We start from the raw sequence: 13,155 nt of genomic DNA on the forward strand, positions 1-13,155 counted from the left end.
ACTTTAATGACAATTTGAGCTAAACTAAAACATCAATGATTAGTAATCACGGCCGGGAGTTATTTCGCGCGTCGCGCTAATTATTGAACACAGTTTTATTAATAGTTTTAACACTTGCACTAAATTCGGCAAAAGGAGTTTCACCATGAAAAACAAAGCGATTGCATTAGCATTATTACTTACTGTTGTAGGCTGTTCTGAGTCAAACGAAGAGTCAGCAGCGGAAGCTGAAAAAGAAGCCATGATGGAAATGGAGAAGGCTGGCGACGCAACAGCTGAAGGCTTTGAAGAAGCAAAAGAAAAAGCAGCTGATGCTTGGGATGAAACTAAAGATTCTGCATCAAGTGCCTATGAAGATGGCAAAGATATGGCTTCTGACGCCTATGAAGAAGGCAAAGAAAAGGGCGCTGATATGATGGATGCTGGCGCTGAAAAAGTGCGTGAAGCATGTATCGCAATGAAGAAAAAAACAGGTGGTGACGAAAGCGAGTGCGATAGCAAAGACTAACTAACCGCCTTTAGCACTGTGGCTTTTGCGCTTATTGGATTCTCGTGTATTTCAATTTGGGCTGCAGCCACAGCCGCTATTTTGTTTTGATTGTGTAACATTACTTATCAAAAAAGATGATTAATGTTCGTTAATAAGCGCAATTGCATGAATACGGATGGCATTTAGAGCCCTACTTTTCCAATCATCCCATTGTATTCTATTGCGTATTTCATGTTGATTTAAACTAATGTAGCCGTGGCACAAAGCCCATATTTGCATGGCTATATCAAGGTTATCTTCTGGCTTCAGTTCCTTTTCAATAATTGACGAAACCTCTTTAGTTAAGGTTATAAAAGCCTTTTCCCCAGCGGCTATTGCTTCATCGTTTGGCGAGTAATCTTTAAGGTTTGAGCCAAATATTAAATTGTAATGAGCCATGTTAGTTTGTGAAAACACGAGTACTCGCTCACACGCATTTAACAGCCTTTCTAACGCCGAGTTGCCTTCGGCTGCCCTCATCATGTTATCAACAAGCGTAAAGCCCTCAATATAAAGCGCATCAAGAATTCCCTGCTTTCCTTTAAAATGGCTATATATACCTATGGTAGACATCCCTGCCCCTTCGGCTATAGCGCGCACGCTTAAAGCATTTGTTCCGCCTTTTAAAAACAGCGTAGAAGCTGCATCAAGAATTTTCTGTCGAGTATCTTTTTTCATTTACATTGCATTTACATGTTGCGAAACATAACAGTGTTATATATATTAAATATAACACTGTTATATCAAGTGATGAATTCACAAACCTATTTACATTACGGTTCATACTTTAAGGACATAATATATGAAAGCGGAGCAATTAACTTGCGATTATTTAGTTGTTGGCAGCGGAGCGGTAGGCATGGCGTTTGCCGACGTACTCTTAAACGAAACGAAAGCCAACATAATTATTGTTGATAAGTACGCCAAACCCGGTGGTCATTGGAACTTAGCTTACCCCTTTGTAACGCTGCATCAGCCTTCAGCGTTTTATGGGGTATGCTCGCGTGAATTAAATCGCGGTGTAATTGATAAAACCGGCATGAACAAAGGATTAATGAGCTTAGCCTCGGGCGCAGAAGTTAGCGCTTATTTTGATGCTGTGATGCAAGAAACATTTTTACCTTCTGGCCGAGTTCAATATTTTCCCTTATGTAACTACGAGGGTGATGGCAAATTTACCAGTATCACTGGTGGCAAAACGTTTGAAGTCAGCGTAAACAAAAAAGTAGTGGATGCTACGTATTTAAATACTAGTATTCCACTGACCCATAAACCAAGCTTTACTCGTGATGATAAAGTAGATTTCACGCCGGTAAACACGCTTACGCAACACGTAAAAAAACAGGAAAACTATGTGGTTTTAGGCGGTGGCAAAACAGGTATAGATACTTGTCTTTGGTTACTCAATAACTTCGTTGAACCAGAAAACATTCATTGGGTAGTGTCACGTGATGCATGGCTATTAAACAGAAAAAACACGCAACCCTTAGACGAATTTTTCTTTGATAGTATTGGCGCGCAAGCTAATCAAATGGAGGCTATTGCGCAATCAAGCTCTATAGACAATATGTTTGATAAACTTGAAGAAAAAGGCGTGATGCTACGCATTGACGAATCGGTACGTCCGTCTATGTTTCATGGTGCAACCGTAAGCGAAGCTGAACTTGCTGCGCTTAAAAGACTGCCAAACATTATTCGCCATGGCCGTGTTAAGCACGTGGGTGAACATGCATTGGAGTTTGATAGTGCTAAGTGGGTTATGCCTAAAAACACCCTAGTAATAGATTGCTCTGCATCAGCCATTACGAATTTAGATATTAAACCTGTATTTAATGGCAACACCATTACGCCGCAAACTGTTCGCGCGTATCAACCTGTGTTCAGCGCCGCATTAATTGCCCATGTTGAAGCCGCCTATGATGATGAAGCCACCAAACAAAAACTGACCCAAGTAGTACCCTTACCCAACCGAGATATTGATTGGGTGCCTATGACAGCTGCAATGCTTCGCAACATGCATATTTGGAGTGAAGCGCCTGAACTTCGTGAGTGGATTCGCAATTGTCGCTTAGACGGGTTTTCAAAAATCGTGCATGGCGTTGAAAAAGACGATATGGCTAAACTACAAGTACTAGGCCGCTTAAAAGGTGCGTCACAGCCAGCCATGGCTAAACTTATGGAATTTATGCATATGCTCAGGGCTAGCGAGCAAATTGCATCTTAATGCACACTAATGGGAGAGTAAAAGATGCAACAATTTCAAGTGAACAAACAAGATTTAAGTATAAATAGAGTAGCGTCAGGCAGCAGCGAAACACTTACAAATGAGGGTATTAGCTTTGAAGTAGAACGCTTTGCATTCACCGCAAATAACCTCACTTATTTTATGGTAGGTGAGAAACTCGGCTATTGGCAATTTTTTCCGCCAATAGATAACAGGGCTGATGAAAATTGGGGAATTATTCCTGTGTGGGGTATTGGTAAAGTAGTGGCTTCAAACAATAGCCTTGTTGAAGTTGGAAGCCGTTATTTTGGGTATTTTCCACCGGCAACGTATCTTCATATGGATTCGATTGCTTTGGCGCAAGGTAACTTAATTGATACAAGCGCACACAGAAAGCCTTTGCCTCAAGGCTATAATCTATATCGACCGTTAGAACAAACCCAAGGTGGGAAACAAGCACATATTGAAAACTTACAAATGCTGTTGTGGCCTTTGTACATAACTTCATATTGCTTGTGGGACCTAATTGAACAATCAAGCGCTAAGCCAGAACAAGTTGTGGTATTGAGCGCTTCAAGCAAAACCAGTTTAGGTTTAGCACATGCGCTTAAAAAGAGCGGCTACCACACCATAGGTATTACTTCATCTAAGAACGAAAGTTTTGTGAGTGAACTCAATATTTACAGCGAGGTATTGCATTATGATGGCATTGAGCACTTAAGTAGCAAGCAAACTATTGTGGTTGATATGTCGGGTAATGCTAAGGTTAAAAATGAACTTAAAGCTAAGTTAGGCGGCGCGCTTATGCGTTATGTTCAGGTGGGTTTAACTCATTGGCAGGATGCTGTTGAAGATGAGGATGGTGAGTTCTTCTTTGCTCCCGCTCATATTCAAGCTCGAATAGCCGAATTAGGCGCCCAAACCTTTCATGCACAAAGTGGTGCTTTTATAAAAGAAGCAATGATGTGGAGCGCGTCATGGTTGAATGTGAAAGAGCAGAGTGGCATTCATACTTTAGCTGATGATTTTGATGCCATATGTAAAGGCGATATTCCGGCTAATGTGGGTTTGGTATATACCCCTAGCTAACATATAAAAAGGGAATTGAATAAATTCAATTCCCTTTTACCTTAGCTACAAAGTGTAGATTATGGTGTTAAGCAGTACTTACGATTTACGGCGCATAGCAACCAAACCAAGTAGAGCTAACCATATAAAGCCTAAGCTACCACCTGAATCATTGTCATCTTCTTCAGCTTCATCTTCTTCCTCAACCACTGGCGCATCAAGTTGCAAGCTTACTAGAACAGGATCGTGGTCAGACATACGATATGCATCTGCAGCATAGTAAGCGGTAATTTGGCTATCTGACTTAAAATCAGTGTTGTAATCTAAGGCAATGGGTTCATCAGCGTTAATATGCCATTCGCTCACATCTACGGTTTTTGCAAGCGCTGCAGCGTTGCCCAAGGCATGATCTAAATACCCTAGTTGTCCATCAAATGAATACGAATACGCTTGTGCACCACCAAACTCATTTACAAGATTGGTATAGCCAGCTTCTTCTAAAGCTGCAATAGGATCTTCTTTTGCATATGCGTTTAAATCACCTAATATCAGTGTTGGCATATCAGGGAAAGCGTCACCAATAAAAGTAGCTAAGGCTGTAGCTGCACGAGTACGGGTTAGGTTACAGTTACCTTGGCCTGTGCTTGTATCATCATCGCCTTCACCACAACTAGAACCTTTCGATTTAAAGTGGTTTACGCTTACCGCTAAGGTTTCATCGTTTTCAAGCAAGCTGAAAGCTTGTACTAATGCAGGGCGGTTGCGCGAATCGTCAAATAAGGCTCCGTCATCATCAGTACTTGAATTATCACTTGTAAGAATGGCTACATCGCCTTGTGGGCTTACAACGCCTGATTTATATATTAACGCTACGGTAATTGCATCGGTACCAACTGATGCACCAGCATCTACAATAGAGTAGGTGCCATCGCCCATAACAGCATTAATCCCGTCTACAAGGTCATCAATGGCCGAGCCATCACCAAAACCATTATTTTCAATTTCCATCAGGCCTAGTATATCGGCGTCCATGGCAACAATAGCGGCAACTGTTTTCGCTTTTTGGCGTTCAAATTCAAGTTCGCTATCAGCACCACGGCAATCTTGGTCAGATGCAGGGCCACAAGTAGCGTCACCATTGTCAATGCCGTTAAAATAGTTAAGCACGTTTAAGCTTGCTACTTTTACGTTACCTAGGTCTAAATCAGGCTCACTAGTACGTGCATTTGATGCAGCAAAAGTTGGAGCGCTAGTGGGGATTACGCGATACTCGCTAAAGTTGTAGTCAACCACGCCCGTTAGGGTGCTAACTGTATCACCCGAACGAAGAGTATTGCTTGCTGATAAGTTACCTGTAGGATACGGCACTACATCCGGGTTTTGAGCGCTGTTAGCATCATCAAGCAAAATGCGATCAAGTTGGTTCGCTGCTTCAAGGGCTATAGCTTCATCAGAGCCTGGCGTATGAATATTGGTAGGCGTATACAAGCGTGTAGATGACAAAGTCGCTTCACCAAAACGGCCAAGCGTGTAGTTATCAGTTACTACCAATTCTTGCGTAGATGACACAAGCATTCCTTCAATGGCTTCAGCTTCATCCATAGAAGTAAAAGGTAATGTGAGTTCAGCCGCTACAACCGTTTCAGTACCACAACTTGCAGATACTTCGCTCGCTGAAATTTGTGTTTTATTGTAGTACTCGCTTACAGTACCTAGTACACGTACCACCGTGCCGACTTCTGGTAGGGTATCGTTGTAATAAACGAAAATACCTTCTGAGGTAGCACTATCGCTGTCCATATCTGCACTTTCTTCTTGTAAGAAGAAGCCGGTAAGGCTATCAACTGAGGCAGTAACAATTGCCTCTACTACCACATCATCACCGTTTAATTCAGATGCATCACCGCTACCTTGTACCGCACTAATTAAAGTAGCATCGGCTGCACAAGTGCCTATTTCTAGGGCGTCAACTGGGTCATCAACAACTATATCACCTTCGCCGGTGTACGATTTTAAAGGGAAAGGGCTGTTAGACGTTGCATTAGTGGAAGCACCATCGAGTGCATCTGCACCACTGTATTCCCAATTAGTTTCAACAAAATTAGTACCGTCAGGGCCGGTATCTGCTTTTCTATAAGCCCAGCCGTCAAGGTATTCCCAAGCCGTGCCGCTGCCATCTACATTAATATCACCGAAGGTATCAACTACAGCATCATTACAGAATAATTCAACGGCATCGTCACCGTTTACGCCCATTGAGCCATCAGTGTAATCAGGTGCGAAACCAAAGAAGGTCATAAAATTGTCTTCTTCGGTAGCTATGTATATATAACTTCCTTCGCTTGCGGCAACAGCAGGAAAAGTAAATTCTTGCCCATCTGTTCCGCCGCCATTATTTGCAGATCCCAAACCACATACTGACAAATCAGCAATATCATTCGCTACATATAGTTCAACTGCTTTAGGGGTACCGCCGCTAAGCGTTGCATCAGCTACACCAGTAATTATGATATCGCTTGAATAGGCTGCCGATGTGCTAAGTGCGACTAGTGACACTGAAAATAGTGTCGAGAGTGAAAATTTCATCGTTACTCCTTCGTTTTGAAATTTATGTATCTTTTATTTTTATTGTATATTGCTTAAAAAATAAGCTGACCATGCGGTCAAATTAACCAATCTAACGTTATACGACGAAAGTATAGCTAATTAATATTTACTAAATCACGAAAACCCAGTTTTTGCAATTGTTCAATTTCTCATTAAACAAGTTAAATACAATCATGGATAAGTTGAATTTCACAAATTGCAGGCATAAAAAAGCCGGTGCTTAATTAAATAAGAACCGGCTTTTTATTATGCTTATTGTTTAGAACGTTGTGCTAAATCGTACGCCAAATTCACTCGCATCATTGCTCAAAATTTGTAGTATGTAGTCACCCGTGTTTAGGCGAGCATTGTCATAGCGTTCATCAAAAATATTTCGACCATATGCTGACAATGTCCAATCTTCACTTGCCGGTGTATATGAAATGTTCACGTTGGTTAACTTGCGGCTTTCAACCAAAGTTAAGCGGCCTGGATCTGAAGTAGGCTCACCATACATGTCATCGCGGTAAGAGAAATCTAGACGAGCTGTTACATTAGCGCCCGATTCTAAATCAAGTGAATAACTTGGGCTAATTGAGGCCGTTAAATCAGGTGTTAACGGAGCAACAGGTTTAACGCCATCTTGCTCATCTACATCAACATCCATATAACCTAAGCTAGAGTGCACTTTTAGGTTCTCAGTTAACTCAAGTGTGCCTTCAAATTCAATACCACGAGAGGTTTGCGACACTACTAAGTTACTTGTGTCAAAACCGCCTTCAGAGGTGGTACTTACCTGATACGGTAAATCATCAAATTCGGTATTAAATACAGCAACGCTTAGGCTGAAGTAATCAGTTAGTTCGCCTTTAAAACCTACTTCATAGTTAATTGCAGTAATGTTTTCACTTGCCACGAAGCAGTTTATGTCACCAAACAAGCAGTATGGACGGGCAGGGAATTGACCAGACTGGTAACCATTTTGAATGCTACCATATACGTTCATGCCACTTGCTAGCGTATAGTTAGCTGACAAATCAAACGACACTTCATTCCAGCTATCTTCGGCAAACACTTCACCAATACCTACATTAGCCGATGCTTCTTTTTCATCTTGTGTATAGCGCAAACCACCCGACACTCTTAAGTCATCAGATACGTCGTAACCCACGTTCACGAATATTGCTTTACTCGTGGTTGTTTGTGTAAGTGCCAACAAGTTACCGCCAGCATTAAATGCTGAGCCTTCGTCTTGAAGGTTATCGCCTTCTTCTTCAAACCAATATAAGCCTGAAACGAAATCCATGTTGTCGCCAATAAAGCCGTTCAATTGGAATTCAATAGATGTTTGATCAGCGCTACCTTCTTCTGGAAACTGATCTAGGAAGAAAATTGTACCGTCATCATCTAATCCAGCTTTGTACTCTGAACTTCGGTTACTCACAATAATTTTTGATGAGTAATCGTCATTCCAATTCCAATCAGCGGTTAATGAAATTCCGCTAGCTTGGTTGGTTACCGTAGTCACTTCTTTAGCGCCCGTGGCGTTATCGTATGGATCAGCAGCGGTGTCAGCATTTGACAAAGCGCCTGATGGCAATGGTGAACCAAAGCGAATACCGGTTGCATATGCACCGTTTGGTACTTCGTCAATTAAGGTTTGATAAGGGCGTAAACCACCTTCACCGTCATTATGATCAGCCGTTAGCACTAAGCTAAAATCATCGCTGTGAACATATTTTACTGACAAACGGCCGTAAATTTCTTCCGTTTCGCCTACGTCATATTCAGCATCAGGAACGTTGGTAAACTCACCTAAACCATTACGTGAGTTATAGCCAGCATTAAAGTTAAAGGCTAATTTGTCATTAATTTCGCGGTTTAAAAATAAGTCAGCTTTTGCGCGGCCACGAGTACCAAATTCAGTACTAATAGTGGTTGTGTTTATTTCGTCAGGTTCTTTAGTGATGATATTAATAGCACCACCAATAGAGTTACGTCCGTAAAGCGTGCCCTGAGGCCCACGTAATACTTCAATACGCTCTATGTTATTTAGATTCCAGTTTTGTCCAACCTGGCGTCCTAAATACACGCCATCAACGTAAACACTTACGCCTGGGTCAGTGGTAATAAGGTGATCTTGCAAACCTATGCCACGAATAAACGGGTTGGCAGAAGATGTATGGCCGGCAGAAAAACCCGTTACGTTTAGGTTGGGCACAAATTTACCCACATCTGTTAAGTCTGTAATGCCTTGCTCGCCTAGTGCATCACCGCTAAACGCACTCATGGCAATTGGCACTTCATAAATAACTTGCGCGCGCTTAGTGGCAGTTACGGTAATAGCTTCAATTAGCTCTTCTTCAGCGTTTTCTTGAGCAAAAACTTGCCCAGATAAGGCAAGCGAAACAGCAGCCCCTAATAAACTGAGTTTTTGAATCGTGTTGCGTCGTTCAATTGGCAAAATATGCTCCCTATGATACAAAGTGTTAGTTGAGGTAATTATTTTTCTTTTTTTTTCGGCGCAATTATACTTATTGCGCTAAGTTTATCCTAATCATTTACCTGTATGTTGTCACCCCTTTTAATCACTAGTGCTAGGCCGCGCTAACAAACTTTTATTGAGCGAATATAATCAATGCTGAATGTTTATCTAATATAATGGTTTCGGCAGGTATAGCTGAAACCAGTTCAGCGCTATTTGATTGCCATACTTGCCATGATTTAACTCCTACAATATTAGTAGGCACCACCAAGGTTTGTGGCTTGCGACTCATGTTAAATGCTACGAAGGCTTTTTCGTTGTATGTGCCGTCACGAGTATAGGCAAACAAACGATTCGCATTATCTATTACACTAAAATCAATATTGCCATCAATCAAAATAGGATGGTTTTTACGTAGGGAAATTAACGACTGATAGTAAGCAAACAATTCAGTATTAAAGCCTACTTTGCTAGTGGTGTTGTAGATACTGTTAGGGTGCGAACTTTCGTCATCAAAATTCATATCAGGCCAGGTTAAAGGCTTACGGTTATGCGGGTCATCGCTTCCCCACATGCCCATTTCGTCACCCGCCCATATTTGCGGTGCGCCAATATAAGTAAACTGATGCGCGAGTAATAGCTTTGCATTGCTGACTGCTTGTGCATCTGGTTTGCTACTTTTATAGCGCGAATTTTGTGATGCTTTAGCATTAAATTTATATTTATTAGAATTGAACATAGATGTTAGCAAGCGCGGCGAATCGTGGCTTGCTGACATATTCATCATGGCAAGATTATTTTCGCTATTAATATTCTTACTCAATGAAGCGAGTTTGTCAGCAAACGCTAAGGGAGATAGTTCATTTGGCGCACTCGCAAAGAAGTGGCGGGCGGCTCGGTACCATCTATAGTTCATTACTGCGTCAAATACATCACCTTGAAGCACAGGCTCAGGGTTAAACAAATCATCAGGGTATTGTTCCCACCAAATTTCGCCAATTAAATACGCTTCTGGATTAATAGTTTTAACAAAACGGCGGTACTCGCGCCAAAATCCAATGGGCATTTCTGCCGCTACATCTAGCCGGTAGCCGTCAACGCCGTCACTTGGGTCACCGTCATTATTTGGGTCGAGCCAGCGCTGGGTAACATAAAAAATGTGGTTTTTCGCCGCTTCGCTATAAATATTACCTTCGCTTAATGTCACCTTTTTAGTGTGATCTGCATAAACCGTCTCTTTTATTTCAGGTAAATCATACACACCAAACCAGCCGCTATATTCAAATTCATTTTCGCTAGTGTTGGGATCATCAAATTGTTTCACCCAGTACCAGTCAGAATATTCTGATGCTTTTTGATTTTTAAGCACATCTTGCCACGCCCAAAATGTGTGGCCGGTATGATTCCAAGAATAGTCAAGAATTACCCGAATGCCTCGTGACTTTGCTTGTTCAAGTAGTTCTAAAAACAGTTTGTCAGCACTGGTGAATTCCCACGTACTAGGATCGGCAGGGTCTTCACGTTCAATAATGCTAATATCCCCTTGGGGATCAGGGCCAAAATTTACGTCTATGTGCCGCCAGTGCCTTGCATCGTATTTATGTAACGAAGGCGCATCGTTTAATGGATTAAAATATAGCGCCGTAACGCCAAGGTCTGCAATGTAGTCAAGTTTGTTAATTACGCCTTGTAAATCACCGCCGTAGCGCCTAAGTGCGGTTTTGGCATCAAAATCAACAACGGGCTTACCAGAAAAATCACTTTTTGCATGTACATTGTTAAAGTACACATCTTGCGTGTACCAATCTTGCGTCCATGGGGTTAATTCCCAGTTATTAGGTACAAAGCCCGGATAGGCACCGGCAATAGATTGTTTAGTTGGGTCATTTGATGAATCACCATTATTAAAGCGTTCAACAAAAATTTGATACCAAATAGCGTTTTTGGCCCACGCTGGCGGAGTAGCGCTAACTGTTTCTTGTATTTCGGGCAACTCAGGCCCCTGCGAGCAAGCCTGCAAAAACAAACAAACTACACCCATTAGTGCAGCTACAGCTGTAACATTCTTAAGCATTAATATTTCTCTAAAACAATTAAACTTACTAGGCTTGGGCGGCATGAATATTTACGCTTGTGTAGCCACTTAGCAATGCGTGAACTATATAAGGAAAAGCGTTGATATAAAAAGGGCTTTCCTATAATTTATGGCATAAATAACGATAATAAACGAGAGACCACCATGTTAGCAAATCGCTTAATCCTATTTACCTTTAGCATCATGCTATTTGCCTGCAGCGAACCTGCAACAAATACTGAACAAAAACCAAGCCAAGCAGCTAATAGCAATATTGAAGTGGGCAAAGACTACCACTCATTTTCAAACCCTGAATCAATTAAAGTCACGCATATTGATTTGCATTTAAAAGCGGATTTTACAAAACGCGTGTTGCTTGGTTCGGCCAGCTTAAACGTTGAAAGGCAAGTAGAAAATGCCAATGAACTTATATTAGACACCCGCGGATTGAGCATTGAGAACGTTAAAGACGGCAATGACCCACTTAGTTTTACATTAGCTGAAAATGACCCTAATTTAGGCGCGGCACTTCATATAACACTTAAGCCCACTACCCAAACCGTAACTATAGACTACGCCACTTCGCCGCAAGCTTCGGGCGTTCAATGGCTTACGCCGCAGCAAACTGCTGGTAAACAACACCCATTTTTATTTACCCAAGCTCAAGCGGTTCATGCACGTAGCTTTATTCCTTTGCAAGACTCTCCGCAAGTGCGCGTGACTTATACTGCCACTATTACAACGCCACCTGAATTGCTTGCGGTTATGAGCGCGGCGAATGATCCAAATACACCGCGTGATGGTGTGTATGAATTTAATATGCCTCAAGCCATTCCTTCGTACTTAATCGCTTTAGCCATTGGTGATTTAGAATTTAAAGCCATGGGTGAGCGCACAGGCGTATATGCTGAACCTTCCATGTTAGAAGCGGCCGCTGCCGAATTCGAAGATACCGAAAACATGCTTGAGGTAACCGAAAAAACCTATGGAGCCTATAGCTGGGATAGATATGATTTGCTTATTCTGCCGCCGTCTTTTCCTTTTGGTGGTATGGAAAATCCTCGATTATCATTTATTACGCCAACCGTAATTGCCGGTGATAAGAGTTTAGTGTCGTTAATTGCTCATGAGCTTGCCCATAGTTGGTCAGGCAATACCATTAGCAATGCTACATGGAGAGACTTATGGCTAAATGAAGGATTTACCACATATTTAACCTACCGCATCATGGAAATGATTTACGGTACAGACCGTTTCAATATGGAAGCTGTGCTTGGCTATCAAGACCTGCAAGCTGATATAAAGAGCTTGCCTGAAAACGACCAAATTCTGGCTGTAGATTTGCGTGGCCGTAACCCTGATGACGTGTTTTCGAACATACCATACGAAAAAGGTGCATTATTTTTACGTGAACTTGAGCACAAAATAGGCCGTGAAAATTTTGATGCTTTTCTGATGCAATATTTTGAAGACTTTGCCTTCAAAAGCATTACGACTGACCAATTTACCGCTTATTTAGACAAAACCTTGCTGACTCAATATGCAGATACACTCAGTAAAGAACGCATAAACGAGTGGATCTTTTCTCCGGGTATTCCAAGTGGAGCACCTGTACCAAGTTCAAACGCGTTTAGTGTAGTAGATGATGCACGTGAGCAATGGTTAGCTGAAGAGGTACAAGCGAACAGCATAGATACTAAAGAATGGACCGTTCATCAATGGCTCTATTTTTTAAACAACATGCCTCGCGAGCTTACCAGCAAGCAACTGCTTGAGCTTGATACTTCATTTGCATTGACGCAAAGTAAAAACAACGAAATTGCACATAGTTGGCTAATGATAGCCGTGCATAATGAGTACAAACCCGCTTACGATCGCCTTTATGACTACTTAGTGAGCATTGGACGCAACAAGCTTGTTAAACCCCTGTATAGAGAGTTATCAAAAACCGCTGAAGGTAAAGCCTTTGCAAAGCGCGCATTTGAAGAAGCTAAGCCGGGATACCATCCATTAACGATTAGCGCAAACGAAGGCTATGTAAATTAAGCCTTGCATGTGACTATTAATTCACACGCAATTTTGTATACTAAATAAAACACGGCCCTAGCACATACTTGTTGGGGCCTTTTTATTTGCCAAGGGAATGCAATGTTTATTTTTCTTTTTGTGGTGTCTTGCTTAGTCTTTAT

General features: G+C 41.7%; 8 protein-coding genes. 4 read left to right on the top strand and 4 right to left on the bottom strand.

The genetic code is table 11. The features are described 5' to 3' along the window. The first annotated feature begins 145 nt into the window (after positions 1–145). On the top strand, positions 146–508 hold the full coding sequence (locus ACOI22_RS11545) for a hypothetical protein (protein ID WP_420672179.1): 363 nt from the start codon (positions 146–148) through the stop codon (positions 506–508). Positions 509–628: 120 nt separating this feature from the next. On the opposite strand, the gene ACOI22_RS11550 is transcribed toward ACOI22_RS11545, so the two are convergent. Next, on the bottom strand, positions 629–1,207 hold the full coding sequence (locus ACOI22_RS11550; RefSeq protein WP_420672180.1) for a TetR/AcrR family transcriptional regulator: 579 nt from the start codon (positions 1,205–1,207) through the stop codon (positions 629–631). A gap of 124 nt (positions 1,208–1,331) precedes the next feature. Here ACOI22_RS11550 and ACOI22_RS11555 point away from each other — a divergent pair, with 124 nt between their 5' ends. Both ACOI22_RS11555 and ACOI22_RS11560 read left to right on the top strand, forming a co-directional pair. Next, positions 1,332–2,753 (top strand): NAD(P)/FAD-dependent oxidoreductase, encoded by a 1,422-nt coding sequence (locus tag ACOI22_RS11555; protein ID WP_420672181.1) that lies wholly within the window; start codon positions 1,332–1,334, stop codon positions 2,751–2,753. A 24-nt stretch (positions 2,754–2,777) separates the two neighbouring features. After that, on the top strand, positions 2,778–3,842 hold the full coding sequence (locus ACOI22_RS11560) for a DUF2855 family protein (protein ID WP_420672182.1): 1,065 nt from the start codon (positions 2,778–2,780) through the stop codon (positions 3,840–3,842). Between the two features lie 78 nt (positions 3,843–3,920). On the opposite strand, the gene ACOI22_RS11565 is transcribed toward ACOI22_RS11560, so the two are convergent. From ACOI22_RS11565 to ACOI22_RS11575, 3 genes are all read right to left on the bottom strand, one after another. Further along, a complete protein-coding gene (locus ACOI22_RS11565) occupies positions 3,921–6,407 on the bottom strand; it encodes an ExeM/NucH family extracellular endonuclease (protein ID WP_420672183.1) in 2,487 nt (828 codons plus the stop codon). A gap of 280 nt (positions 6,408–6,687) precedes the next feature. After that, entirely contained in the window at positions 6,688–8,871 is a 2,184-nt protein-coding gene (locus ACOI22_RS11570; protein ID WP_420672184.1) for a TonB-dependent receptor, read from the bottom strand. A 154-nt stretch (positions 8,872–9,025) separates the two neighbouring features. Next, positions 9,026–10,966, bottom strand: coding sequence for a glycoside hydrolase family 13 protein (locus ACOI22_RS11575; RefSeq protein ID WP_420672185.1), 1,941 nt, complete (start codon positions 10,964–10,966; stop codon positions 9,026–9,028). A 165-nt stretch (positions 10,967–11,131) separates the two neighbouring features. On the opposite strand from ACOI22_RS11575, the gene ACOI22_RS11580 reads away from it, so the two are divergent. Next, positions 11,132–13,012 (top strand): M1 family metallopeptidase, encoded by a 1,881-nt coding sequence (locus ACOI22_RS11580; protein ID WP_420672186.1) that lies wholly within the window; start codon positions 11,132–11,134, stop codon positions 13,010–13,012. The last annotated feature ends 143 nt before the right edge of the window (positions 13,013–13,155 follow it).

The organism is Glaciecola sp. 2405UD65-10 (assembly GCF_048820975.1).
Classification (GTDB): Bacteria; Pseudomonadota; Gammaproteobacteria; order Enterobacterales; family Alteromonadaceae; genus Glaciecola.

What these genes read in the sequence shown, in the direction of transcription:
- ACOI22_RS11560 (WP_420672182.1), top strand. Translation starts at nt 2,778, where the DNA reads ATGCAACAATTTCAAGTGAACAAACAAGATTTAAGTATAAATAGAGTA.
- ACOI22_RS11550 (WP_420672180.1), bottom strand. Translation starts at nt 1,207, where the DNA reads ATGAAAAAAGATACTCGACAGAAAATTCTTGATGCAGCTTCTACGCTG.
- ACOI22_RS11565 (WP_420672183.1), bottom strand. Translation starts at nt 6,407, where the DNA reads ATGAAATTTTCACTCTCGACACTATTTTCAGTGTCACTAGTCGCACTT.
- ACOI22_RS11580 (WP_420672186.1), top strand. Translation starts at nt 11,132, where the DNA reads ATGTTAGCAAATCGCTTAATCCTATTTACCTTTAGCATCATGCTATTT.
- ACOI22_RS11555 (WP_420672181.1), top strand. Translation starts at nt 1,332, where the DNA reads ATGAAAGCGGAGCAATTAACTTGCGATTATTTAGTTGTTGGCAGCGGA.
- ACOI22_RS11545 (WP_420672179.1), top strand. Translation starts at nt 146, where the DNA reads ATGAAAAACAAAGCGATTGCATTAGCATTATTACTTACTGTTGTAGGC.
- ACOI22_RS11575 (WP_420672185.1), bottom strand. Translation starts at nt 10,966, where the DNA reads ATGCTTAAGAATGTTACAGCTGTAGCTGCACTAATGGGTGTAGTTTGT.